23 protein-coding genes are annotated in these 21,907 nt (G+C 65.0%); 10 read left to right on the forward strand and 13 right to left on the reverse strand.

Annotated features, from left to right (window positions below; genetic code table 11):
* Nucleotides 1-15: 15 nt before the first annotated feature.
* Nucleotides 16-297, reverse strand: coding sequence for a hypothetical protein (locus HL671_RS35080; RefSeq protein WP_172243110.1), 282 nt, complete (start codon nucleotides 295-297; stop codon nucleotides 16-18).
* A 299-nt stretch (nucleotides 298-596) separates the two neighbouring features.
* Nucleotides 597-1,793: an acetylornithine transaminase gene (locus HL671_RS35085; protein WP_172243113.1), complete on the reverse strand. Its 1,197-nt coding sequence runs from the start codon at nucleotides 1,791-1,793 to the stop codon at nucleotides 597-599.
* Nucleotides 1,794-2,196: 403 nt separating this feature from the next.
* On the opposite strand from HL671_RS35085, the gene HL671_RS35090 reads away from it, so the two are divergent.
* Nucleotides 2,197-3,324: a DUF2336 domain-containing protein gene (locus HL671_RS35090; RefSeq protein WP_012044204.1), complete on the forward strand. Its 1,128-nt coding sequence runs from the start codon at nucleotides 2,197-2,199 to the stop codon at nucleotides 3,322-3,324.
* Between the two features lie 54 nt (nucleotides 3,325-3,378).
* Here HL671_RS35090 and rimO read toward each other — a convergent pair whose 3' ends face one another.
* Nucleotides 3,379-4,704: a 30S ribosomal protein S12 methylthiotransferase RimO gene (gene rimO, locus HL671_RS35095; protein WP_172243116.1), complete on the reverse strand. Its 1,326-nt coding sequence runs from the start codon at nucleotides 4,702-4,704 to the stop codon at nucleotides 3,379-3,381.
* Between the two features lie 114 nt (nucleotides 4,705-4,818).
* On the opposite strand from rimO, the gene HL671_RS35100 reads away from it, so the two are divergent.
* From HL671_RS35100 to HL671_RS35120, 5 genes are all read left to right on the forward strand, one after another.
* Complete coding sequence (locus tag HL671_RS35100) at nucleotides 4,819-5,409, forward strand: ANTAR domain-containing response regulator (protein ID WP_012044202.1); 591 nt, start codon at nucleotides 4,819-4,821, stop codon at nucleotides 5,407-5,409.
* A complete protein-coding gene (locus HL671_RS35105) occupies nucleotides 5,406-6,560 on the forward strand; it encodes a CmpA/NrtA family ABC transporter substrate-binding protein (protein WP_172243119.1) in 1,155 nt (384 codons plus the stop codon). The genes HL671_RS35100 and HL671_RS35105 overlap by 4 nt, the downstream gene beginning before the upstream one ends.
* A 344-nt stretch (nucleotides 6,561-6,904) precedes the next feature.
* Entirely contained in the window at nucleotides 6,905-8,692 is a 1,788-nt protein-coding gene (locus HL671_RS35110; protein WP_172243122.1) for a NirA family protein, read from the forward strand.
* Nucleotides 8,689-10,296, forward strand: coding sequence for a sulfite reductase subunit alpha (locus tag HL671_RS35115; RefSeq protein WP_172243125.1), 1,608 nt, complete (start codon nucleotides 8,689-8,691; stop codon nucleotides 10,294-10,296). Before HL671_RS35110 ends, HL671_RS35115 begins: the two co-directional genes overlap by 4 nt.
* 172 nt (nucleotides 10,297-10,468) lie before the next feature.
* Entirely contained in the window at nucleotides 10,469-10,636 is a 168-nt protein-coding gene (locus HL671_RS35120) for a hypothetical protein (protein WP_168167909.1), read from the forward strand.
* 11 nt (nucleotides 10,637-10,647) lie between these two features.
* Here the strand turns inward: HL671_RS35120 and HL671_RS35125 are convergent, their stop codons facing one another.
* The 3 genes from HL671_RS35125 to pxpB are packed head-to-tail and all read right to left on the reverse strand — an operon-like array spanning nucleotide 10,648 to nucleotide 13,232.
* Complete coding sequence (locus HL671_RS35125; protein ID WP_172243128.1) at nucleotides 10,648-11,421, reverse strand: LamB/YcsF family protein; 774 nt, start codon at nucleotides 11,419-11,421, stop codon at nucleotides 10,648-10,650.
* A gap of 33 nt (nucleotides 11,422-11,454) precedes the next feature.
* The gene (locus HL671_RS35130; protein WP_172243131.1) at nucleotides 11,455-12,504 is read right to left on the reverse strand and encodes a 5-oxoprolinase subunit C family protein; all 1,050 of its coding nucleotides are present in this window, start codon (nucleotides 12,502-12,504) and stop codon (nucleotides 11,455-11,457) included.
* Nucleotides 12,501-13,232 (reverse strand): 5-oxoprolinase subunit PxpB, encoded by a 732-nt coding sequence (gene pxpB / locus HL671_RS35135; protein WP_012044196.1) that lies wholly within the window; start codon nucleotides 13,230-13,232, stop codon nucleotides 12,501-12,503. Before pxpB ends, HL671_RS35130 begins: the two co-directional genes overlap by 4 nt.
* 247 nt (nucleotides 13,233-13,479) lie before the next feature.
* Here pxpB and HL671_RS35140 point away from each other — a divergent pair, with 247 nt between their 5' ends.
* Together HL671_RS35140 and HL671_RS35145 are read left to right on the forward strand one after the other, a co-directional pair.
* Nucleotides 13,480-14,178 carry a ribonuclease activity regulator RraA gene (locus HL671_RS35140; protein ID WP_012044195.1) on the forward strand — a complete coding sequence of 233 codons (699 nt, stop codon included), beginning with the start codon at nucleotides 13,480-13,482 and terminating at the stop codon, nucleotides 14,176-14,178.
* A 27-nt stretch (nucleotides 14,179-14,205) separates the two neighbouring features.
* Complete coding sequence (locus HL671_RS35145) at nucleotides 14,206-14,610, forward strand: (R)-mandelonitrile lyase (RefSeq protein ID WP_012044194.1); 405 nt, start codon at nucleotides 14,206-14,208, stop codon at nucleotides 14,608-14,610.
* A gap of 70 nt (nucleotides 14,611-14,680) precedes the next feature.
* On the opposite strand, the gene HL671_RS35150 is transcribed toward HL671_RS35145, so the two are convergent.
* Complete coding sequence (locus tag HL671_RS35150) at nucleotides 14,681-15,583, reverse strand: DUF2147 domain-containing protein (protein ID WP_172243134.1); 903 nt, start codon at nucleotides 15,581-15,583, stop codon at nucleotides 14,681-14,683.
* A gap of 91 nt (nucleotides 15,584-15,674) precedes the next feature.
* Entirely contained in the window at nucleotides 15,675-16,151 is a 477-nt protein-coding gene (locus tag HL671_RS35155; RefSeq protein ID WP_172243138.1) for an Lrp/AsnC family transcriptional regulator, read from the reverse strand.
* 145 nt (nucleotides 16,152-16,296) lie between these two features.
* Between HL671_RS35155 and HL671_RS35160 the strand changes: the two genes are divergently transcribed.
* Nucleotides 16,297-17,316 (forward strand): 1-aminocyclopropane-1-carboxylate deaminase, encoded by a 1,020-nt coding sequence (locus tag HL671_RS35160; protein ID WP_012044191.1) that lies wholly within the window; start codon nucleotides 16,297-16,299, stop codon nucleotides 17,314-17,316.
* A gap of 95 nt (nucleotides 17,317-17,411) precedes the next feature.
* Nucleotides 17,412-18,155: a hypothetical protein gene (locus tag HL671_RS35165; RefSeq protein WP_172243141.1), complete on the forward strand. Its 744-nt coding sequence runs from the start codon at nucleotides 17,412-17,414 to the stop codon at nucleotides 18,153-18,155.
* Nucleotides 18,156-18,180: 25 nt separating this feature from the next.
* On the opposite strand, the gene HL671_RS35170 is transcribed toward HL671_RS35165, so the two are convergent.
* From HL671_RS35170 to HL671_RS35190, 5 genes are all read right to left on the reverse strand, one after another.
* Nucleotides 18,181-18,651, reverse strand: a complete 471-nt coding sequence (locus tag HL671_RS35170; RefSeq protein ID WP_172243146.1) for a PaaI family thioesterase — start codon at nucleotides 18,649-18,651, stop codon at nucleotides 18,181-18,183.
* A gap of 11 nt (nucleotides 18,652-18,662) precedes the next feature.
* On the reverse strand, nucleotides 18,663-19,241 hold the full coding sequence (locus tag HL671_RS35175; RefSeq protein ID WP_172243149.1) for a bifunctional transcriptional activator/DNA repair enzyme AdaA: 579 nt from the start codon (nucleotides 19,239-19,241) through the stop codon (nucleotides 18,663-18,665).
* A gap of 91 nt (nucleotides 19,242-19,332) precedes the next feature.
* On the reverse strand, nucleotides 19,333-20,124 hold the full coding sequence (locus tag HL671_RS35180; protein ID WP_172243152.1) for a transporter substrate-binding domain-containing protein: 792 nt from the start codon (nucleotides 20,122-20,124) through the stop codon (nucleotides 19,333-19,335).
* Nucleotides 20,125-20,305: 181 nt separating this feature from the next.
* A complete protein-coding gene (locus HL671_RS35185; RefSeq protein ID WP_012044186.1) occupies nucleotides 20,306-20,701 on the reverse strand; it encodes a hypothetical protein in 396 nt (131 codons plus the stop codon).
* A 795-nt stretch (nucleotides 20,702-21,496) separates the two neighbouring features.
* Nucleotides 21,497-21,691, reverse strand: coding sequence for a hypothetical protein (locus HL671_RS35190; RefSeq protein ID WP_172243155.1), 195 nt, complete (start codon nucleotides 21,689-21,691; stop codon nucleotides 21,497-21,499).
* Nucleotides 21,692-21,907: the final 216 nt, after the last annotated feature.

Genomic DNA, 21,907 nt, shown 5'->3' on the forward strand with positions numbered 1-21,907 from the left:
CGGAGAGAGCCGATGTCAGCCAGCGACGTCCGTGAGGATCGCCTCGAAGCAGGGGCGGGGAATGCGGAAGAAGCCGCGGCCGCCGGCAAAGGTCTGGTAATGCGGACGCGCCATGTCGAGCAGCCGCTCATACCATTGGCTGGCGGTCAGACTGGCGGGCTTCTCGCCGATCGAATTGATGTCCGAATTCGGGAAGAAGCGGACGTGGATCAGCACCTCTTCGGTCGCTGCAGCGGGGGCGATGTGGCTCCTTGGAGCTTCGACGGGCAGCACCCGAGCCAGATTGTCTCTCGCCATTCTTGCATCTCCTTCTGTCGTGCCGACCTCGTTGTCGGCGGAATGATCATCAGCTTGGTCCCGGCAAGCCTCTTCCTCCGAGCTGATCACATCCCGTACAACGCTATATCCATACGAATATAACGTATGTCATCGGATCGCAGGTGTTTGGCGCAAGCAGGATCGTTTTTCTGCAGCGGCGCTGTCTTTGATTTAGGTCAACCGCCGCCGATCCTGGATCCTCCGGATCTGCCTCATCTATGGGCAGGCGAGATGCAGTCTCCACCGTCGGACGGGGAGACTGCGTCGACCTCGATCGATCACGCGACGCAGCGTGCGGCGCCGAGCTTGGTCAGAATGCCGTCCAGGGTCTCGATCATGGCCGCGATCTCGTCGCGCGTGACGTTCAGAGCCGGCATGAAGCGCAGCGTGTCGGCGCGCGGCGCGTTCAAGAGCAGGCCGAGCCCGAAGGCCTCGGCGACGATCGACGGCGCGATCGGCCTGACCACATCGAGCGCGAGCAGCAGGCCGCGGCCGCGCACCTCGCCAAGCCCGTGCCGGGCCGAGAGCCGCTGCAGCTCGCTTTCGAGATAGATCCCGCTATCGGCAACGGCTTTCAGAAATGACGGCGTCTCGATCATGTCCAGCACGGCAAGCCCGGCGGCGCACATCAGCGGATTGCCGTTGAAGGTGCCACCCTGGTCGCCATGCGCGAAGCAGGAGGCCTCGTTGGTGGCCAGCAGCGCCGCCAGCGGGACGCCGCCGCCGATGCCTTTGCCGAGCGTCATGATGTCCGGAACGATATCGGCATGCTCATAGCCGAAGAGTTTGCCGGTCCGGCCCATGCCGGTCTGGATCTCGTCGACGATCAGCAGCAGGCCATGCTGCGTGGTCAGGGCGCGCAATTGCTGCAGGAATCCGGTCATCGCAGGCCATACGCCGGCTTCGCCCTGGATCGGCTCCAGCATGATCGCGACGGTCTTGTCAGACATCAGCGCCTCGACCGAGGCGATGTCGTTCAGGCGCGCCTTGGCAAAGCCCGGGACTTTCGGCTCGAACAGCGGTTCGAACGCCTTCTTGCCGGATGCAGACATCGTCGCCAGCGTACGGCCGTGAAAACCACCCTCGAAGGTGATGATCTCATGCGCGCCGTTCTTACGCAGCGCGCCATATTTGCGCGCAAGCTTGATCGCGCCCTCATTGGCCTCGGCGCCCGAATTGGTGAAGAAGACCTGATCGAAGCAGGAGCGGTCGACCAGGGCCTTGGCCAGCTTCAGGCTGGTCTCATTGAAATAGGCCGGGCTCGGCGTGATCAGCCGCGCCGCCTGGTCGGCAAGCGCCTTGGCCAACTCGGGCGGCGCATGGCCCAGTGCGTTCACGGCCCAGCCCTGGATGAAATCCAGATAGCGCTTGCCGGTATCGTCCCACAGCCAGGAGCCTTTGCCCTGGACGAAGACGGTACGCGGACGGGCCGTGATCTCCATCAGAGCGTCGAACGGATGAGAGGCGGTCAGCATGTTCAGTCTCCTATGCTCAGGGGGAAACGGCGGCCAAAAAGCGAGAAGGCCGCTCCTTGCGGGAGCGGCCTTCTCGAAAAACGGAAGCTGATGCGCGAGCTGATCAGCAACGTCTTCGGACACGGCGCGCCCCGGCCTCGTCACGGCGGTGACGGCGGCAAACGGCGGCGCGGCGGCTGGTCCGGTTGAAGATCATGCGGCGGGCCATACAGGCAAATTGTCACCGGTGTCAAGGCGGGGGAACGTCGAGCCGGACGACACAACGCAAGACAGGCCCGATCGAACGGAGAAGCAGGACTTACCGCAGGCCGCTCGGCCAAGCTTAGTTCAAACTTTACCAAACATTTAGCGACTGCCTCTACCGTGCAGGATACTCTGAAATGGAAAGCGCTCAGGACGAGCGATGTCGAAACCTCATCTCACGATCGCCGATGAAGTGCAGGCGGCGATTGCCACCGGCTCAGCCGAACGCTGCTCAGTGGTGGCCGAGCGGGTCGCGTCCCTGTTCATCGCCTCGGCAGGCAACATGGATATCGAGCAGCATGCGCTGTTCGCAGACGTTTTCGAGCGCCTCGTCAACACGATCGAGCTGCGTGCGCTCGCCGATGTCAGCGCACGGATCGCGCTCGCCGAGCTCAGCGCGCAGCTTGCGCCGGTGCCTCAAGCGCCCGTCGCGGTGATCCGGCGGCTTGCCCGTCATGAGGATATTGCCGTTGCCGAGCCGGTGCTCGCGGAGTCGCCGCGGTTGAGCAACGCGGATCTCATCGAGATCGCGAACACCCGCAGCGAACAGCATCTGATCGCGATAGCCGGCCGCTGGTGGCTGCAGGAAGTCGTCACCGATGCCTTGCTGGGGCGGCGTTTTCCCAGCGTGAGCCGCAAGCTGATGAAGAATCCCGGCGCGCGGATCTCCGCGGCTGGCTTTTCCATCATCCTGTCCCAGGCGATCAACGATCCGGAGCTCACGATCGCCACCGGCATACGCGCCGATCTGCCGGCCGGGTTGCGCAGGACGCTGTTGCAGAGCGCGACCGAGGCGGTCAAAGCCCGCCTTCTCGCGTCGGCGCCGCCGCATCTCTATGAGGAAATCCGAAGCGCGATTGCGGCCGCCGCCGCCGGCGCTGAGCGGGACATGGCGCGACAACGCGATTTCGGCAGCGCCAAAGCGGCGTTCGGGCAGCTGCGGCAGACCGGCAGGCTGAACGAGACCATGCTGCTCGATTTCGCCAGGCAGCGCCGCTACGTGGAGACGACAGCGGCGATTGCGGAGCTCGCAAAATGCAGCATCGATCTGGTGCGGCCGCTGATGCAGAGCCTGCGCAGCGATGGCATTCTCGTTCCCTGCAAGGCGGCGGGACTGAGCTGGGACACGGTGGTGGCCATTCTCGACAGCCGCTTCGTCTCGGGCGCGACGCCGCCTGACGAACTCGCCAAGCTCAAGACCAAATACCGTGCGCTGACCGCCGACGAGGCCCAGCGCACGCTCAATTTGTGGAATGTCAGGACAGCGGCCCCGGCCAAGTCGATTTAAGGCGCAAATCTTTTTGAGGCGATCGTCCCGTCGCCGCCAGTTGCTTGGCGACGATCAGAAGCCGGCGACCGTACCGTGCAGGTCATATTCGTCAGCGCGCTCGATCCTGGCCGTGACGATCTCGCCGACGCGAAGGGGACGGCGGCTGGAGACGTAGACCGAGCCGTCGATCTCCGGAGCGTCAGCCTTGGAACGGCCCTTGGCCACGGTCGGACCGACCTCGTCGATGATGATCTGCTGGCGGGTTCCGACCTTGCGCTTGAGGCGACGCGCCGAGATCTTCTGCTGGCGCGCCATCAACGCGTTCCAGCGCTCCTGCTTGACTTCGTCCGGAACCTGATCGGGCAGGGCGTTGGACGTCGCCCCCGCCACCGGCTCGTATTTGAAGCAGCCGAGACGATCGATCTCGGCCTCGTCGAGCCAATCGAGCAGGTAGGCGAAGTCCGCATCGGTTTCGCCGGGAAAGCCGACAATGAAGGTCGAGCGCAACGCCAGATCCGGACAGGCCGCCCGCCAGCTCCTGATGCGATCCAGCGTCTTGTCCTGAGCGGCCGGCCGGCGCATCGCCTTGAGGACATTGGGGCTGGCATGCTGGAAGGGAATGTCGAGATAGGGCAGCACACGGCCCTCGGCCATCAGCCCGACGACCTCGTCGACATGCGGGTAGGGATAGACGTAGTGCAGCCGGACCCAGGCGCCGAGTTCGCCGAGCTCGCGGGCGAGGTCCAGGAAGCGCGCTCTGACGCTGCGGTCCTTCCAGCTGCTCTCGGCATATTTCAGGTCCAGCCCGTAGGCCGAGGTATCCTGGGAGATCACCAGGAGCTCCTTGACACCGGCGGCCACCAGACGTTCGGCCTCGCGCAGCACGTCGGCGGCGGGTCGGGACACGAGATCGCCACGCAGTTTCGGGATGATGCAGAAGGTGCAGCGGTTGTTGCAGCCCTCGGAAATTTTCAGATAGGCGTAATGACGAGGCGTCAGCTTGATGCCCTGCGGGGGAACCAGGTCCAGATGAGGGTTGTGGATCGGCGGCGACGCCCGGTGAACGGCCTCGAGCACGCTCTCGTACTGCTGGGGCCCGGTGATCGACAGCACGCCCGGATAGGCCTGTTCGATCTGTTCGGGTTCGGCGCCCATGCAGCCGGTGACGATGACCTTGCCGTTCTCGGCCATGGCCGAGCCGATCGCAGACAGCGATTCCTGCTTGGCGCTATCCAGGAAGCCGCAGGTGTTGACGATCACGACGTCGGCGCCGTCATGTTTGCGGGCCAGCTCATAGCCCTCCGCCCGAAGCCGGGTGATGATGCGCTCGGAATCGACCAGCGCCTTTGGACATCCGAGCGAAACAAAGCTGATCTTGGGCGCGGAACCCTGCTGCATCTTGGAACTGCCTGATGGGATAAGCGTCAGCTAGTCCGAATTACCCAGAAAGACAAGGCTTTAAGCCGGTCGCGTCCATGCTATGGATGAGGGCCCGGACAACCCTGGTGATCGATGAGCGCCGAGCAATCGCCTAAAATCGTGATCGTCGACGAGAGCCCGATCCGCGCGGCCATCCTGGAGGAGGGCTTGCGGGAGGCGGGTTTTACCGGCGTGGTGCATGTCAGCGAGATGCAGGGCCTGCTGGCGCGGATCTACGCGCTCGACCCTGACGTCATCGTCATCGACCTGGAGAACCCGAGCCGCGACGTGCTTGAGCAGATGTTTCAGGTCAGCCGCGCGGTCCGTCGGCCCATCGCCATGTTCGTGGACCAGAGCGACGCCGCCTCGATCCAGGCCTCGGTGGAAGCCGGCGTGTCGGCCTACATCGTCGACGGGCTGAAGAAGGAGCGGATCAAGCCGATCCTCGACCTCTGCATCTCCCGGTTCAATGCGTTCTCGAAGCTGCAGGATGAGCTCGAGCGCGCCAAATCGGCCCTCGAGGATCGCAAGGTGATCGACCGCGCCAAAGGCATTCTGATGAAGATGAAAGGCTTCACTGAAGAGGAGGCCTACGTGCTGTTGCGCTCCACGGCGATGCGCGAGAAGAAGAAGATCGGCGAGATCGCGCAATCGATCCTGACCGCCTCGGAGATGCTGAAATGATCGGGCCGATTCGCATTGGCTTCATTCCGCTGGTCGATGCCGCGGCGCTCATCGTCGCGGTCGACAAGGGCTACACCGCCGCGGAAGGTCTGGACGTCACGCTGGTGCGCGAGGTCTCGTGGTCGAATGTGCGCGACAAGCTGAATATCGGCCTGTTCGATGCGGCGCATCTGTTGGCGCCGGTTGCAATCGCCTCCAGCCTCGGCATCGGCCATGTCAAGGTCCCGATCGTGGCCCCCTTCGCTCTCGGGGTGAACGGCAACGCGATCACGGTGACCCCGGCCTTGTACGCCTCCATCATGGCCAAGCTCGAAGGCGGCCGCTTCGACCCGATGGCCACGGCGCTCGCTCTGGCGCGCGTGGTCGCTGAACGTCGCAAGGCCGGCGCCGAGCCGCTCACCTTCGGCATGACGTTTCCGTTCTCCACCCACAACTATCAGCTCCGGTTCTGGATGGCCGCCGGTGGCGTCGATCCGGATGAGGATGTCCGGCTTGTGGTGCTGCCGCCGCCCTACATGGTCGACAGCATCGCCAATGGCCATGTTGACGCGTTCTGCGTCGGCGCGCCCTGGAATTCGATCGCCGTCGATCTCGGCATCGGCCACATCCTGCATTTCGTGTCCGATGTCCTGGTGCGGGCCGCCGAGAAGGTTCTGGCGGTGCGGCAGAGCTGGGCCGACAAGCACCCGGACGCGCTGGCCGCGCTGGTCCGCGCCTGCGCCCGCGCCGCCAATTTCATCGAGCAGAACCACGAGGAGGCCGCGCGCATTCTGGCGGTGCCCGAGCGGATCGGCGTCGATGCGGGGGTGCTGCAGCGCACGCTGGACGGCCGGTTGAAGATCTCCCCGGACGGCAGCTTCCGCGAAAGCCCGCGTTATCTGCTGGTGGGACGCGAGGGCGCGGCGCGACCGGACAAGATCCAGGCCGCCTGGCTGTATGCCCAGATGGTGCGCTGGGGCCAGACGCAGCTCAGCGATGAGGCCCTGCGCACGGCGATGGGCGTGTTCCGGCCGGACATCTACGATGCCGCGCTCGGAGTCCCCGGGCAGCCCCAGGACAGCGCCATCGGCGCTTTCGCCGGTCCGCCGTTTGCGGCAAACGACGTGATTGGCCATCTCAGGGCATTCAAGATCGGCCGCTGGACCGCCTGATCCTCGTGGTTGGACCAGGATCTAGGCATCCGGCGCCGCCGTACAAATTTTAGGCGGACTGCCCGCATTTCGGGGCTTGAGCCCGCCTCTGCGCGTTCGGCGATTCGGTCATATCCTTGTTTTGAATAGTCTTTCCTTGGTGTCGCGGCTGGCACGCAACTTGAATGTTGCATTGCAGTCAGCCGCCACAGACGCCGCTGACCGCAATCCGCGTCGGATTTCCGCAGCAACGAAGCTGGTCGGACCGCTCATCCTGTCGCGCCATGTCGGCCGAACGGATGACGCGATCCTCATCCCATCCACACAGGCCCATCGCCGTGGCCTCTGGAGCTTCGTCCGCCATCATGAAAATCGAACCCTTGTCAGTCGACTTCAACGACGAGCAGAAGCGCTATCTCGAAGGCCTGGCCGCCGGCCTCAAAGTCAACCTGGCGGGCCGGGCTCAGACTGCCACCGCCCCCCTTGCGGAGCCGAGCGGGCCTGATGCCATCCATATCAAGGCGCAGGACAAGGTCCTCGCAGCGGGTCGCAAGCTCGCCGACCAGGAGAAGGTCAAGCGCGAGCAGCATCCGTTCGATGCCTATCCGCGCTTGAAGCAGCAGGCCCACAGCAACGCAGCGCCGTCTGCGGCCGACAATTTCCGCTGGCGCTATTTCGGCCTGTTTCATGTCGCGCCGGCGCAGGATTCCTACATGTGCCGGCTACGGATTCCGAACGGCATCCTGAAGCATTGGCAGCTCACGGGGCTCGCCGACCTCGCCGATCAGCTCTGCGGTTCGTACAGCCACGTGACCACGCGGGCCAATCTGCAACTGCGCGAAATCCCGCCCAAGCACGCCGTCATGCTGCTGGAGGGCCTGTCTGATCTCGGGCTGACTGCGCGCGGCTCCGGCGCCGACAACATCCGCAATGTGACGGGCACGCCGACCGCCGGCATCGATCCGCAGGAATTGCTCGATACCCGCGCCTATGCGCGCGAATGGCATTTTCACATCCTCAACGACCGCTCGCTGTACGGACTGCCGCGCAAATTCAACGTCGCGTTCGACGGCGCCGGCCGGATCGCGGCGCTCGAAGACACCAATGACATCGCGTTCTCCGCCGTCGAGGTGAAGGATGGCTTCGGCGTCGCGCCGGGCGTCTGGTTCAGGCTCGGCCTCGGCGGCATCACCGGTCACAAGGATTTCGCCAAGTCCACCGGGATCGTCGTCGAGCCCGAGCGCGCCACCGAAGTGGCCGATGCCATCGTGCGGCTCTTCATCGAGACCGGCGATCGCACCAATCGCCTGAAGGCGCGGCTCAAATATGTGCTCGACAGCATGGGCCATGACAAATTCATGGAAGCTGTCGAGGCGCGGCTCGGCCGCAAGCTTGCGCGCGTCGCGGACGAGGCGATCAAGCCGCGGCCCGAAGCCGATCGCATGGCTCATATCGGCGTGCACCCGCAGAAGCAGCAAGGCCTGAACTGGATCGGCGTCGTGCTGCCGCTGGGCAAGCTGACGACGGACCAGATGCGCGCGCTCGCCAGGATCGCTGCGGATCTCGGTGACGGCGAGATCCGGCTCACGGTCTGGCAGAACCTGCTGCTACCGGGCGTGCGCGACGAGAACGTCGCCCTGGCCTGTGCCGCGATCGAGCAGATCGGTCTCTCGACCAAGGCGTCGCACATCCGCGCCGGACTGATCGCCTGCACCGGCAATTCCGGTTGCAAGTTCGCCGCCAGCAACACCAAGCGTCACGCCGCCGAGATTGGTGACTGGTGCGAGAGCAGGGTGGAGGTCGATACCCCGCTGAACATCCATCTCACCGGCTGCCATCACTCCTGCGCCCAGCACTACATCAGCGACATCGGCATGATCGGAGCGAAGGTCCCAGTCGGCGATGGCGACGAGACGGTCGAGGGCTATCACCTGTTCGCTGGCGGCGGCTTCGGCCCGCAGGCCGACATTGGCCGCGAAGTCTATCGCGACCTCAAGGCGGAGGACGCGCCGCGCACCGTCGAGAAGCTGCTCAAGGCCTATCTGGCGCACCGCCTCTCTCCCGATGAAACCTTCCTGTCCTTTGCCCGCCGGCACGATGGCGAAACCCTGCGCAAGCTCGCCGAAGCGCAGACGTCCGAGGTGGCCGCATGAACCAGATCACGCCCATGCCGAAGATCGAGATCATTCCCGCGTCAGCGCCGTTCTCTGAAGCGCAACGCTCCTGGCTCAACGGCTTCCTGGCCGGCGCGCTCGGCCTCGACGGATCGACGCCGTTGTCGCCGGCGCAGAACGGCGCGGTGCTCGCACCCGCAGGCGATGCCGATGACGGCGAGGCGCCGTGGCACGATCAGACCCTGCCGATCGCCGAGCGCATGAAGCTGGCCGAGGGACGTCCGCTGCGCCGCCGCCTGATGGCCGCGATGGCGCAGCAGGATTGCGGCCAGTGCGGCTACAATTGCAGCGACTATTCCGACGCGATCGCCAATCGCAGCGAAGCCCGGCTCAATCTCTGCGTCCCCGGCGGCAAGGAGACCGCGCGGATGGTCAAGGCGCTTTACGAGGAGCTCGACAAGGCGCCCGCGGCGGCCAAGCCGGCTGCAGTTGCAGCAATGCCGGCCACTGTGTCCGTCGTTGTCAGCGAGCCCGGCCGCTCGCGCGACAATCCGGTCGAGGCGACCTTTCTGTCGCGGCGTCTGCTCAACAAGCCGGGCTCGGAGAAGGAGACGTGGCACATCGAGTTCGATCTCGGCGAAGCCGGGCTCGACTACGTCGTCGGCGATTCCTTCGGCATCTTCGCCAAGAACGATCTCGGCCTGGTCGACCAGATCATCGCGCTGCTCGGCGCCTCGCACATCACGCAGGTGAACGGCAAGCCGTTGCGGCAATGCCTGCTGGAGGACGTCTCGCTGTCGCCCGCGCCGGATTCGCTGTTCGAGCTGATCTCCTTCATCACCGGCGGTGCGACGCGCGAGAAGGCGCGGCGGCTGGCGCAGGGGGAGGACCCGGATGGCGATGCGGCGACGCTCGACGTCATGGCGGTGCTGCAGAAGTTCTCCGGCGTGCGACCGCATCCCGAAGCCTTCGTTGAAGCACTGGAGCCGCTGCAGCCGCGGCTGTATTCGATCTCGTCGTCCCACAACGCGACGCCCGGACGGCTGTCGCTGACGGTCGACTGCGTCCGCTACGTCATCGGCAAGCGCAAGCGCCTTGGGCTCGCCTCGACGTTCCTTGCCGAGCGGATCAATCCCGGCGACAGGCTTCGCGTCTATGTGCAGAAGGCGCATGGTTTTGCGCTCCCGGCGGATCCGAAGACGCCGATCATCATGGTCGGCCCGGGCACCGGCATCGCGCCGTTCCGCGCCTTCCTGCTCGATCGCCGGGCGACCGGCGCGCCGGGCAAGAACTGGCTGTTCTTCGGCCACCAGCGCAGCGACTGCGACTTTTTCTACGCCGACGAGCTCAATGCGATGAAGACGGCCGGTCTGCTGACGCGGCTATCGCTGGCGTGGTCGCGCGACGGCGACAAGAAGTTCTACGTCCAGGACCGGATGCGCGAGGTCGGCCGCGAGGTCTGGACCTGGCTGGCCGAGGGCGCCCATCTCTACATCTGCGGTGACGCCAAGCGCATGGCCAAGGATGTCGAGCGGGCCCTGGTCGACATCGTCGCCCATTTTGGCGCTCGGTCGACGGACGAGGCGGTCAGCTTCGTGGCGGACCTCAAGAAAAAGGGACGGTTCCAGCTCGACGTCTATTAACGATCCGAATCGGGCAGAAAGCCCGCGGATAAAATTCTCAGGCGGAACCCCGGCTGAGAATTTTATGGTCCCAGGCGGACCCGAAACAGGGGGCTTGTCGTTATTTCGCCGGTTGCCTTGCGCTCGGCTGCGAGAACGCTTTTCTCGTGGTCGGAACTTCAGGAGACCGGCCATGCAGACCATCACGACGGCCTCGCGCCAGATGCCTCAGGCCCGCGTTATGCCTCAGGGCCGCGCGATGCGTGAGCGGGGAACGACGGCAGCGCTGGTTGCCTTCTATGGCGCCGTCGCTCTGATCGCTGCGATCACGCTCGGCATGCCGTTCACACATCCGTTCTGAACGCGTGATGATCACGCCGCCGTCTTGAACGGCGCGACCTCGACACCGGCGGCGTCGAGGGCGCGGCGCACCTCGCGCGCAATCTCCACGGCGCCGGCGGTATCGCCGTGAATGCAGACGGTGTCGGTCCGCATCTTCATGACCTTGCCGGTGACCGACACCACGGCCCCGTCCTGAACCATGCGCACGACCCGATCGGCGATCTGCTTGGGGTCGTGCAGCACCGCGCCCGGCTTGCTGCGCGACACCAAGAGGCCGTTGTCGTCATAGGCGCGATCGGCAAACACCTCATGCGCCATCGACAGATTGGCCTTCTCGCCGGCCGTCACCAGCTTCGAGTTGGCGAGCACGACGAAGATCAGGCTCGGATCGACGGCCTTGATCGCCCTGGCGATCGCGTTCGCCGTCATGTCGTCCTCGCAGGCGACGTTCGACAATGCGCCATGCGCCTTCACATGCGTGACCTTGTGGCCGGCGGCGGTGGCGATCGCCTGCAGCGCGCCGATCTGATAGGCGACGAGGTTCTCGATCTCCGATGATGTCAGGCCAGGCACCGGGCGCCGGCCGAAGCCGTGCAGATCGCGATAGCCGGGATGCGCGCCGACGCTGACGCCCTTGGCCTTGGCCATCTCGACCGTCCTGCGCATGATGTCGGCATCGCCGGCATGAAAGCCGCAGGCGACGTTGACCGACGTCGCCAACTCGATCATCGCGGCGTCATTGCCCATCTCCCACGGGCCGAAGCTTTCTCCGAGGTCGCAGTTCAGGTCGACGGTGCTGGTCATGTCAGGGCTCCGCGCGTTGCTGGGTCCGAAGCGTCAGGGGTGATCAGATGAATCGAGCGCCAATCCGGGCCATGTGGTGACATCAGTTGCGCTGACCGCGTGGCCGGCCACATTGGCCGTGAACAGGGCATCAATGTTGAAGGCGCTGCTCGTAAGCTCGGTGACGCGGCCGGGCAGGCTGCGCAACAGATCCTTGTACCTTCGCCGCTCGGCCTGTGCCTCCGCCATGCTGACGGCCTTGAAGCGAAACGGCGTGCCGGCGGGCGTCTGCGCCAGACGGCCAAAATCGGCCGTGATCACGGTCGCGATCTTCGGATAGCCGCCGCTGGTGCCGCGGTCGGCCATCAGCACGATCGGCGCGCCGTTGCCGGGAACCTGGATGCTGCCATCCACGGTGCCGTCGGAGACGATGTTGTGGCCGTGCAAATGGCGGATGGGCGGACCCTCGAGGCGGTAGCCCATGCGGTCGCTGGTCGCCGAGATCGTCCAGTCGCTGCCCAGGAACTGCGCCTTCATCTCGTCGCTGAACTCGTCGTCCTGTGGTCCCATCACGACGCGGATGGGGCCGCCGGCCTTGGGCAGTTCGAGGCGCAGCTCCGGCGCGTCGCCGGCGGGGGCGACCTCGAAGACATCGCCCGACTGCAACGGCCGAGGATAGGGGCTGCCGAGCCCGGCGCGCGCATTGACCGAGAGGCTGTTGAACATCGGCTCGCCGCTGATGCCGCCTGCGATGGCGAGATAGCTGAATGAGCCACCGCGCGCGAATCCGAGCGTCAGCTTTTCTCCCTCGCTCAGCGTCACCGACGTATTCATCTCGACCTGGCGCTTGGCAACATCGGCAGGCCGGGGCGCGCCGGAGAGGGCGACGCGCACGGAACCGCCTTTCGCTGTGAACGTCGCGCCGAATGGACCGATCTCGATCGCGGCCGCCAGCAGCGCGTTGCCGACCAGACTATTTGCTGCCGCCAGCGACAGCTTGTCCATCGCGCCCGATGGGGTCAGCCCGTAGCGCTGCGCGCCGAACCTGCCGCCGTCCTGGACCGAGCTTGCCGGACCGATCTGTGCGACGACCAGCGTGCTCATGCCGCAATCCGCTCGGCGATCAACTCGCCGCCCTCGGCAGCGCGCTCCTGTTCGGCAAACATCTTGGCGTCCACGGCGGTGAAGCTGACCTCGTCGCCCGGCTCGAGCAGGAAGGTGGGCTGGCGATGAAGCTGAAAGGTGCGCATCGCGGTGCGCCCGAGCAGGTGCCAGCCGCACGGGCCGGCGAGGCACTGGATGCCGGTCTGGATGCCGCCGATCGCGACAATGCCCGGCGGCGTCGCGAGGCGCGGGTTCTGCCGGCGCGACATCTGCAGCGTGGGATCGAGGCCGGACAGATAGGACCAGCCGGGCGTGAAGCCGATCATCGCGACCCGATAGGTCGCGGCGACGTGGCGGGCGACGACCTCGTCGGGCGTCAGGCTCAGCGCCTTGGCGACATCCTCCAGGTCGATGCCGTGCTCGCCGCCATAGCAGACCGGAACCCGCCAGCGCCTGACCTCGGTCTCCGGCGCGAGCGTGCCCGCCGACAAGGCCAGCAAATTTGCGCCGAGCGTCGCGTGATCGATCACGCAGGGATCGTAGTGCACCAGCAGCGAGCGATAGGTCGGCACCGTCTCGGTGATGCCCGCGAGGCTGGCCGCCGCCAGCGCGTGGTCAAGCGCGAGCACGCGGCGGTTGGCGGTCTCGTCGATGGTCCGGCTGAACTCGACGGTCACAGCGCTGTCGCCGCTGGGCAGGAGGCGTGGAGGTGGAAAAGGATCGGCCATGAGTTCGGGGACGGTTCGCGATGTCGCTTCCTGATTAGCTGCTTTTGGCCGCCAGTGGAATTGGGGCGAAGTCAAAAACTCTCGAAAATTCAATAAATTAATCGCATGTCCCACGATAAGAGAACTTTATCGGGCGCAGCGCAACCCCGCATGCGCTGCGCGCACGCGCATGCCCTTGACGGCGCGACCGTCGCTCGCAAGATGCGCCTGCTTTTTCCGCCAGCCCTGTTGGAGCACCAGTCTCACAATGTCCCTCACTCCCGAAGCCATCGCCACCCTGTCCCAGGTCACCACCGCGACCATCACCACGGTCCTGCTGAAAAAGGGGTTGCGCAATGTCTGGATGCGGGGCGCGAAGCCGCTGCGTCCGGGACAGAAGCGGCTGGTCGGTCCCGCCTTCACCTTGCGCTTCGTTCCGGCGCGCGAGGATCTCGCGACGCCGGAATCCTGGTCGTCGCCGATCTCGACCCGCACTGCGATCGAGGCCATGCCCGAGGGCTGCATCGCGGTCGTCGACGCGATGGGCGTCAAGGACGCCGGCATCTTCGGCGACATTCTCTGCGCGCGCATGGTCAAGCGCGGCGTCACCGCGCTGATCACCGATGGCGTCGTGCGTGACCTCGAAGGCGTGCTCGGCACCGGCCTGCCGGTGTGGTGCGACGGCTATGCGGCACCGCCCTCCGTCGCGGGCCTGACCTTTGTCGGCTGGGGCGAGGCGATCGGCTGCGGCGGCGTTGCGGTGTTCCCGAACGATGTGGTCGTCGCCGACCAGGACGGTGCGGTGCTGATCCCGCAGGCGATGCTCGATCACGTGCTCGCCGAAGGGCCGGAGCAGGAGCGCATGGAGGCCTGGATCGTCGACGAGGTGAACAAGGGCGCGGTGCTGCCGGGCCTCTATCCGATGAATGCCGAGACCAAGGCGCGCTACGCCGCGTCGAAGAAGTAAGCTCGAACAGCCGCAGAAAGGCACATTATGGATTTCCACCCCGCAGGCTCGCGCGCGACGCGCCGGGCGCCCGCCGAATACTTCACCGGCAACGTGCTGCAGGATCCGCTGATCATGGCGCCGGCACCGGCACGGCTCAATGCCTCGCGCGTCTCGTTCGCGCCGGGCGCGCGCACCGCCTGGCACACCCATCCGCTCGGGCAGACACTCTATGTGATCTCCGGGATCGGCCGCATCCAGGCCAAGGGCGGACCGGTGCGCGAGATCCGGCCGGGCGACGTGATCTTCATCCCGCCGGGTGAGAAGCACTGGCACGGCGCCTCGCCGGACAATGAGATGACGCATATCGCGATGCAGGAGGCGCTCGACGGCGTCTATTCGAACTGGATGGAGCACGTCACCGACGAGGAATACGCCACACCGGTCGGCTGAGCGGCCTCTGACGAAATGCGAGTGCGCGGTCGCAGGGCCGCGCGCTCGTTGTCGGCAGCGAGCGCTGCGCTCAGTTCACCCGCGTCCAGGTTTGGCCGCCGCAGAACATGCCGCCAAAGGCGCAGCCCTGCACGCGCAGGCTGTTCGAGCCCTTCAGCGCGATGGTCGAATCGTAGGTGCTGCCGCTGTTGGGATCGAAGATGCGGCCGCTCCACTTCTTCTCCTGCGACTTGTCGCTCGGGCGCATGTTGATCAGGATCTGCTCGCCATTCTGGTTGGTCTTCGCGTCGATCGAATAGCCACAGAGATTGGCGCCGCACGGCTCGATGCGGATCTTGCCCTCCTTCTCCTCCGTCAGCCAGATGCCGATCGGCGAGTTCGGATCCTGCGACGCTGCGGGCGCGGACGACGGCGGCAGCGCGGCCGTCGTGACCGCGGACGGAGCTGGGGCCGGCCCAGGCACCGCCGCAGGAGCAACCGGCGGCGTCACCGGCGCCGTTGCCGTGGGTGCGGCAGCGGCCGGTGCGACTGGCGCGGCAACCGCTTGTGCTGGCGGAACTGGGTCGAGGGGAGCCGCCGGCAATGGAACCGCCGGAGCGGCGGCCTGCACCGGCGCCGCCGGAGCTGGCGCCGGTGGCAGGCTTGCGGGGGCGGCAGCTGTCGTGGCGGGAGCGGGTGCAGGCGCAGTGGCAGCTGTCGCTGGCGGCTGAGGCGGAGGTGCCGGCGTGACCGCCGCCTCGGCAGGCGCCTGGGCGGGCTTGTCTGCTGCTGCCGGCGATTTGCGCGTCGCATCCTGCTCGCGCTTGGTCTTCTTTGCCTTTTTCTGCTCGGTATTGTCGTAGACGCCGGGGATCGACACCGTGCCGCGCTCCGGATCGATGCGGATGGTGTTGCCGCCATATTCGATGACGTATTGCGCGTGCGCGGAGCTGCTCGCCAGCACCAGCGCGGCAACAGCCAACAACCTCTTCATCAGGATCTCCGCCATGTCCGTTGCTGAGGTGAGCGAGCTCACGCGCTGGTAAGTCGCCGGTGTGGCGGCCTCGGTTCAATCCGCGACCCGCTTAGAAATCGAGCGGCGCATTGTCGACCACCTCCTTCATCACGAAGAAGGTGCGCGTCTGGCGCACGCCGGGCAATGAGATCAGCTGATCGCCGTGCATGCGGTTGAAGTCCTGCATGTCGCGGACGCGGATCTTCAGGAAGAAGTCGAAATCGCCCGCGACCAGATGGCAGTCGAGCACGAATTTCAGCTTGCGGATCGCGGCCTCGAAGGTGCGAAAACTCTCCGGCGTCGAGCGGTCGAGCACGACACCGACCAGCACCAGCGCGCTACGCTCGACCTTCTCGGGCGCGATCTGCGCGCGCACGCTTCTGATGTAGCCCTCCTCGAACAGGCGCTGGGTGCGGCGATGGCAGGTCGCGGGGCTGACATGGACCGCGGCCGCCAGCTCGGCATTGCTCATGCGGCCATCCTTCTGCAGCAGCTGCAGAATGCGGCGGTCGACGCGGTCGAGAACGGGATCGGAAGTTTCTTTCATCAATAGACGTTCTATCGAGAGGAAATTTCGCCGTAATGGCTCATCTCCGACGTAAGCACGAAAGAAGAGGCCAATAAAGAGAGCACCTTTCTCAGGCTTTCTCGTATGTTTCCGCGGCCCTTTCACCCATCCACGGAGAGATCCCGTGCTTCGGCTCGACAAGTTCAAGAAGTATCCACTCACCTTCGGCGCGACCCCGATCGAGCATCTCCCGCGCCTGACCGCGGCGCTCGGCGGCAAGGTGCAGATCTACGCCAAGCGCGATGACTGCAATTCCGGCCTCGCGATGGGCGGCAACAAGCTGCGCAAGCTCGAATACATCGTGCCCGACGCGATCGAGTCGAATGCCGACACGCTGGTGTCGATCGGTGGCGTGCAGTCCAACCATACCCGCATGGTGGCGGCGACCGCGGCCAAGATCGGCATGAAGTGCGTGGTGGTGCAGGAGAGCTGGGTGCCGCACGAGGACGCGGTCTATGACCGCGTCGGCAACATCCTGATGACGCGCCTGATGGGCGCCGACAGCCGCATCGTGCCCGACGGCTTCGACATCGGCATCCGCAAGAGCTGGGAAGACGCGATCCAGTCGGTGAAGGATGCCGGCGGCAAGCCCTACGGCATTCCGGCCGGCGCCTCCGTGCACAAGTTCGGCGGTCTTGGCTATGTCGGCTTCGCCGAGGAGGTGAGGGCGCAGGAAGCCGAGATGGGCATCAAGTTCGACTACATCATCGTCTGCGTGGTCACCGGCTCGACCCAGGCCGGCATGATCGTCGGCTTCGCCGCCGACGGCCGCGCCGACCGCGTCATCGGCATCGACGCCTCCGGCACGCCGGAGCAGACCCGCACCCAGGTCCGGCAGATCGTCGACAACACTGCTGAGCTCGTCGAGCTCGGCCGCAAGGTGCGCGACGACGAGATCGTCATCCTCGAAGACTACGCCTATCCGGCCTATGGCGTCCCGAGCGCCGAGACCAACGAGGCCATTCGGCTGGCCGCCCGCACCGAGGCGATGATCACCGACCCGGTCTATGAAGGCAAGTCGATGCAGGGCATGATCGACCTGGTCAAGAAGGGCTACTTCCCGGAGGGCTCGAAGGTGCTCTACGCCCATCTCGGCGGCGCCCCCGCGATCAACGGCTACAGCTACACGTACCGCAACGGCTGAGGGCCGTTCGAATTGCGCCGGCTGCTTCGGGGTGAGCCGGGCGTCCGCAACATACTCCGCTGTCGTCCCGGCCTTGAGCCGGGACGACTAACGGCTTGTGTGATGAACTCGGCCAGGCCAGCGCCTCGAATGCCTTCAAACGTGTCGAGAAGGCGCATTCTTCCTTAAACAACATTTGTCAGATGTTTCGGCGGCTTGAGCCTTTTGAGGACGATCGCCGAATGACAATTCGCTTCCTTGCCATCGCCCTCATCTGTCCGGCCTTGTTGTGGGGCGCTTGGCGGCTCGGTCATTTCAGGTTCGCCGTTGAGTTCGTCGTCGTCGCGGTCATTATGCACGTGCTGACCCGGATTCAACGAGGCAAGTTGCCGGCCGTGGCAGGTGAGTGGAAGGTCCTCCGCGTCGGGTTGATGGAACGGCTGGCCATTGGTCTTGGTACAGTCCTGACGCTGCTGTTTGCCTACATCTTCTTCTTCGTGGGCTCGGGGAGGCAGGACGCTGAACAGCAGATGTTGATACTGAGACTGCTGCTCATCGCGTTTGCGCTGATGACCGCCTATGTCTCGTACTTGGCACTCATGGTCACAATCCGCTGGAACACGCGGCAGATCGAACAGGACGCCTCCGTGTTCGGCAAGCGTTCGATTCAGTTTGCGGACATCGCTCAGCTGTCCCCACTGCGCTGGGCGGACATGCTTCGGATCACCTCGATCGACGGCACCCGCATCTACGTTCCCCTCTACAGGAATGGTGCTGACGTGTTCATGGATGAGCTGGCAGCCAAGCTCGGGCTGGGCCAGGGACAAAGCCCCGACCAAGATCGGACGACGGACCGCTAACTGCCGCGGACCAATGATCGGCTCGTCACACCTGGAAGATCAGGCAGGTGGTCGTGCCATGCGCAAGCAGGCGGCCGCCTGCGTCCGTGATCCGGCCCTCGGCGCTGCCGATGCGACGACCGTAGGTGAGGACGTTCCCCTCCGCGCGGAGCACCCCCGTTGCCGGTGTGATCGGCCGCAGCAGTGAGATCTTGAACTCGAGGGTGGTCTGAGCCACGCCCTTGTCGAGCATCGACCAAACCGCCAGGCCCATGCAGCTGTCGAGCAGCGTTGCTGACAGGCCGCCATGCACGGTGCCGGCCGGATTGAGGTGGGCCTCCGTGGGCATCGCGGTCACGACGACCCGTCCTTTCGACGCCGCGGTGACGTCATAGCCAAGCGTGCGCGCGATCGTGTTGAGCGGCAGCGTCCCGTCTGCGAGACCCTGGACGAATTCGAGGCCGCTCATCTCCTGGCGCCTGGCGTCGTCGACCGTCCCGTAGTGTCGGTCCGACATGTCAGATCCCTTTATTGTTGCTGCATCGATCTTGGCTTGCGCGGGCGCAGCTTCGACGGCGGCCGACCGTAGAGAGCGACAAATGTCGCGCTCATGCGGCGCGCACTGGAGAAGCCGGAGCGGCTTGCGATGCGCGCAACCGGAAGATCGGTCTCATCCAGCATCCGCTTGGCGCGCTGGATGCGCAGCGATTGCGCGATCTGCGTCGGCGATGCGTCGAGATGCGCCGCGAACAGGCGCGCCAGATGACGCGCAGACATCCCGAGGCGATCCGCCAGCGCATCGATTCCGTCATGGTCGAGCGCGCCGGCCTCGATCAAGGTCAGCGCCCGTTCTACGGTGCTCTGGGTTCCCTTCCAGGCCGGACAGAACGGCGCGGTCTCGGGCCGGCAGCGCAGGCAGGGGCGATAGCCGGCGCCTTCGGCCGCTGCAGCGCTCCGGTAGAACAGGACGTTACGCGCCAGCGGCGTCCGCACCCGACAAACCGGCCGGCAATAGACGCCAGTCGTTCTGACCGCGACGAAGATGCGGCCGTCGAGGGCAGGATCGCGACGACAAAAGGCTTGGTAGAGAGCTGCAGGGTCTTGCATGACATGCAGTGTACCCCGATCGGCCGCCGGTTGTGAGCTGCGGCCGATGATGAGGTCCGAAAACGACCGCTGCGGGCCCGCTGCCTTTGCCTCACTCGAACCAGGTCTTGTAGATCGCCTGATAGCTGCCGTTCTCCGTCGAGATATGCAGCCACTGATCGACGAACGCCTTGAGGGCGACGTCGCGCTGCAGCCAGTAGGCCTTCTCGGAAAAGTCGAACGGCTTGTCGGGGTGGACGGCGCAGAGCACGCCGGGATGCAGCTTCTGCTGGTAGCGCGTCTCGGAGGCGTCGGTCATCATCAGGTCGGCATCGCCCTTGGCGATCTCCTCGAAAATGGTGACGTTGTCATTATGGACGCGGATGTCCGCCGCCTTGACGTTGGCGCGGGCAAAGCGCTCATTGGTGCCGCCGGGATTGACGATGACACGGGTGCCCGGCTTGTCGATGTCGGACAGCGTCTGGTATTTCGAGGTATCGCTGCAGCGGGCGATCGGAGTCTTGCCCTCGCGCATGATCGGCGTCGAAAACAAGCCCTTCTTCTGGCGGTCGAGGGTGATCGACACCCCGCCCATCGCGATGTCGAACTTGTCGGCCTCGAAATCCTTCATCAACTGCGGCCAGCTGGTCGGCACGAACTCCACCTTCACGCCGAGTGCCTTGCCGAGCGCCTCGGCCATGTCGACGTCGAAGCCGGAGAACTTGCCGGTGGCCTTGTCGAGATAGGTAAAAGGCTTGTAGTCGCCGGTCATGCCGACTCGAAGGCTTCCCCGCTGCATGATCTCGTCGAGGCGCGAGGCCTGCTCGGCCAGCGCTGCGCTGGCGACTCCCCACAACAGCGCAATCCCGGTCAGGGTCGCGATCGTCCGGTCGAAAAATCCCATATCGAGGCACCTCGGTTCGTTTGGCCGGCCTCTTCTTAGCGGAGGTCGGCACGCGCGACGAGGGGGGCGGAGAGGCAGCCGTCAGCAGGCCAGCCGGCGGGGGCAGGGCCGGGGCGCTGGCGGTTTGAGAAAGGCGCGATGGGGTATTCGGATCGAACGACAGCCAGGCCGGCTGCAGCGCCTAACGCGATCCCAACGGGTTGACAGGACCGGCCGGGCCCCTGCCGGTCATCTCGTTCTTCAGCGCCTCGAAGCGGTCTTCCGCCTCTCGCGCGCGGGTATCGACCAGCTTGATGGCGGCTTCGGCGCTCAGCGGACCGCTGCTCACGGCGATCGAAGCGGGGCCGACCGTTTCGTCGACATAGTAGCCGTCCTCACCGCGCCGCACCGTCCAGCGGAAGCGGATCGCGGAAATCGGACCTGGACCGAGCTTGGTGTAGCCATCGGCCTGTCCGAACGGCACCACCGTCGCGCCAGCCTGCTTCGGCGGCACCGGCTTGTCGGCCTGCCTGGCGGTTTCCTGCTGATCCAGAATGCTCGCTATTGTTGCGAGCGCGTGCTCCGTCGCAACACTCATGACCGCCTCTGTTCCTATTGGCGCGCGCCGTGGCTGGCGCCAATAGTCATAGTTGTAGCGGCCTTCGGGCAGGATGCAAGAAATGCGTTGAAAATGGGGCAAGAATGCGGTGGACGGACGCCGGTCCTCAGGCTGTCAGCCGCAGGGCTCCTGACGCCGTCCCATCTGTGAAGGGGGAGGATCCCCGCGATCGATACCGCTCGCGCGTCTACAGCACGTCCTGATTGATCAGGTATGATGGCCGGACAGGCGCAGACAACGGCAGACATTATCCCCGCGAAGAGAAGGTCAAGTTACTGATCTTGCATAATTGTCTTTCGCTGACGTACGTCATAGCGTGACACGCACAGACGGCAATCTGTCGTTACCCATGCGTTACCCCGGAGACCTCCATGGCGACACGAGGCCTGACCGTGAATAGACCTTATTCTTCGGCGCCAAACAGAAGAAGCTAGGGAGCACGCGCTCGTGATTTGTCCCAACGCTGCGGACGCGTTGGTGCGGGCTGTGACATTGGTGAGAGTCGCGAAGGGGTGTCTCGAGAACGATTTTGAAATCCCGAAGGGCGCCGATTATGCTCGCGAGCTTGCCGAGGTCTTGCCCAGCTGGACGGCGCTCGGCGAGGCGCTCGAAGCGGCTCAGGGTGCGCTTTCAGAGCGCGCTCCGAGAGGCTGAGCGGCGCTTGTCCTGGCTGAATTGGCCGATGCTGAACGCGTCCCGGGACGTCATGGCGCTGCGTGACGGGCTGCGATCCTCGATAGCATATTCGACGATCCAGAGATGCCTGACGTGTCATCAGCTGTACTGGTACGCGCAATTCGCGACGCTCGACGCAGGGGCGAGATCCGTTCGGCCAGCGCTGTCGTGGCGGCTCGCGTCCGCGCTCGGGTGGGTGTCCACGAACTTCAGCGCCAGATCATTCGGCTCAACTGCGTGCGCTTCGATGTTGAAGCCGCCGCCCGCGGCGAGGAGTTGCCGTTTTGACGTCATAGGCATCGATGTCGACCGAGATCGGTGAACCATGGTGCCCAGCCGTCACCGACAGCATACTGATTGTTGGAGGCGACCTCCCTAGCTTCTCTGCGCCGGTCATCTTGAAGGCTGATTACTTACCTTCTCAAGAGTCCAATCTTCTTTCGGACAACCCGCGCGAATTCGTCAGATAAGGTGACCTTGCCCCTTGGGCATAATCCAGTTTGAAGTTCG

This window comes from Bradyrhizobium denitrificans (assembly GCF_013179005.1).
Taxonomy (GTDB): domain Bacteria; phylum Pseudomonadota; class Alphaproteobacteria; order Rhizobiales; family Xanthobacteraceae; genus Bradyrhizobium; species Bradyrhizobium denitrificans.

Excerpts from the sequence above, each read along its gene's own strand:
- HL671_RS35080 (WP_172243110.1), bottom strand. The coding sequence starts at position 297 with ATGGCGAGAGACAATCTGGCTCGGGTGCTGCCCGTCGAAGCTCCAAGG.
- HL671_RS35085 (WP_172243113.1), bottom strand. The coding sequence starts at position 1,793 with ATGCTGACCGCCTCTCATCCGTTCGACGCTCTGATGGAGATCACGGCC.
- HL671_RS35090 (WP_012044204.1), top strand. The coding sequence starts at position 2,197 with ATGTCGAAACCTCATCTCACGATCGCCGATGAAGTGCAGGCGGCGATT.
- rimO (WP_172243116.1), bottom strand. The coding sequence starts at position 4,704 with ATGCAGCAGGGTTCCGCGCCCAAGATCAGCTTTGTTTCGCTCGGATGT.
- HL671_RS35100 (WP_012044202.1), top strand. The coding sequence starts at position 4,819 with ATGAGCGCCGAGCAATCGCCTAAAATCGTGATCGTCGACGAGAGCCCG.
- HL671_RS35105 (WP_172243119.1), top strand. The coding sequence starts at position 5,406 with ATGATCGGGCCGATTCGCATTGGCTTCATTCCGCTGGTCGATGCCGCG.
- HL671_RS35110 (WP_172243122.1), top strand. The coding sequence starts at position 6,905 with ATGAAAATCGAACCCTTGTCAGTCGACTTCAACGACGAGCAGAAGCGC.
- HL671_RS35115 (WP_172243125.1), top strand. The coding sequence starts at position 8,689 with ATGAACCAGATCACGCCCATGCCGAAGATCGAGATCATTCCCGCGTCA.
- HL671_RS35120 (WP_168167909.1), top strand. The coding sequence starts at position 10,469 with ATGCAGACCATCACGACGGCCTCGCGCCAGATGCCTCAGGCCCGCGTT.
- HL671_RS35125 (WP_172243128.1), bottom strand. The coding sequence starts at position 11,421 with ATGACCAGCACCGTCGACCTGAACTGCGACCTCGGAGAAAGCTTCGGC.
- HL671_RS35130 (WP_172243131.1), bottom strand. The coding sequence starts at position 12,504 with ATGAGCACGCTGGTCGTCGCACAGATCGGTCCGGCAAGCTCGGTCCAG.
- pxpB (WP_012044196.1), bottom strand. The coding sequence starts at position 13,232 with ATGGCCGATCCTTTTCCACCTCCACGCCTCCTGCCCAGCGGCGACAGC.
- HL671_RS35140 (WP_012044195.1), top strand. The coding sequence starts at position 13,480 with ATGTCCCTCACTCCCGAAGCCATCGCCACCCTGTCCCAGGTCACCACC.
- HL671_RS35145 (WP_012044194.1), top strand. The coding sequence starts at position 14,206 with ATGGATTTCCACCCCGCAGGCTCGCGCGCGACGCGCCGGGCGCCCGCC.
- HL671_RS35150 (WP_172243134.1), bottom strand. The coding sequence starts at position 15,583 with ATGAAGAGGTTGTTGGCTGTTGCCGCGCTGGTGCTGGCGAGCAGCTCC.
- HL671_RS35155 (WP_172243138.1), bottom strand. The coding sequence starts at position 16,151 with ATGAAAGAAACTTCCGATCCCGTTCTCGACCGCGTCGACCGCCGCATT.
- HL671_RS35170 (WP_172243146.1), bottom strand. The coding sequence starts at position 18,651 with ATGTCGGACCGACACTACGGGACGGTCGACGACGCCAGGCGCCAGGAG.
- HL671_RS35175 (WP_172243149.1), bottom strand. The coding sequence starts at position 19,241 with ATGCAAGACCCTGCAGCTCTCTACCAAGCCTTTTGTCGTCGCGATCCT.
- HL671_RS35180 (WP_172243152.1), bottom strand. The coding sequence starts at position 20,124 with ATGGGATTTTTCGACCGGACGATCGCGACCCTGACCGGGATTGCGCTG.
- HL671_RS35185 (WP_012044186.1), bottom strand. The coding sequence starts at position 20,701 with ATGAGTGTTGCGACGGAGCACGCGCTCGCAACAATAGCGAGCATTCTG.
- HL671_RS35190 (WP_172243155.1), bottom strand. The coding sequence starts at position 21,691 with ATGACGTCAAAACGGCAACTCCTCGCCGCGGGCGGCGGCTTCAACATC.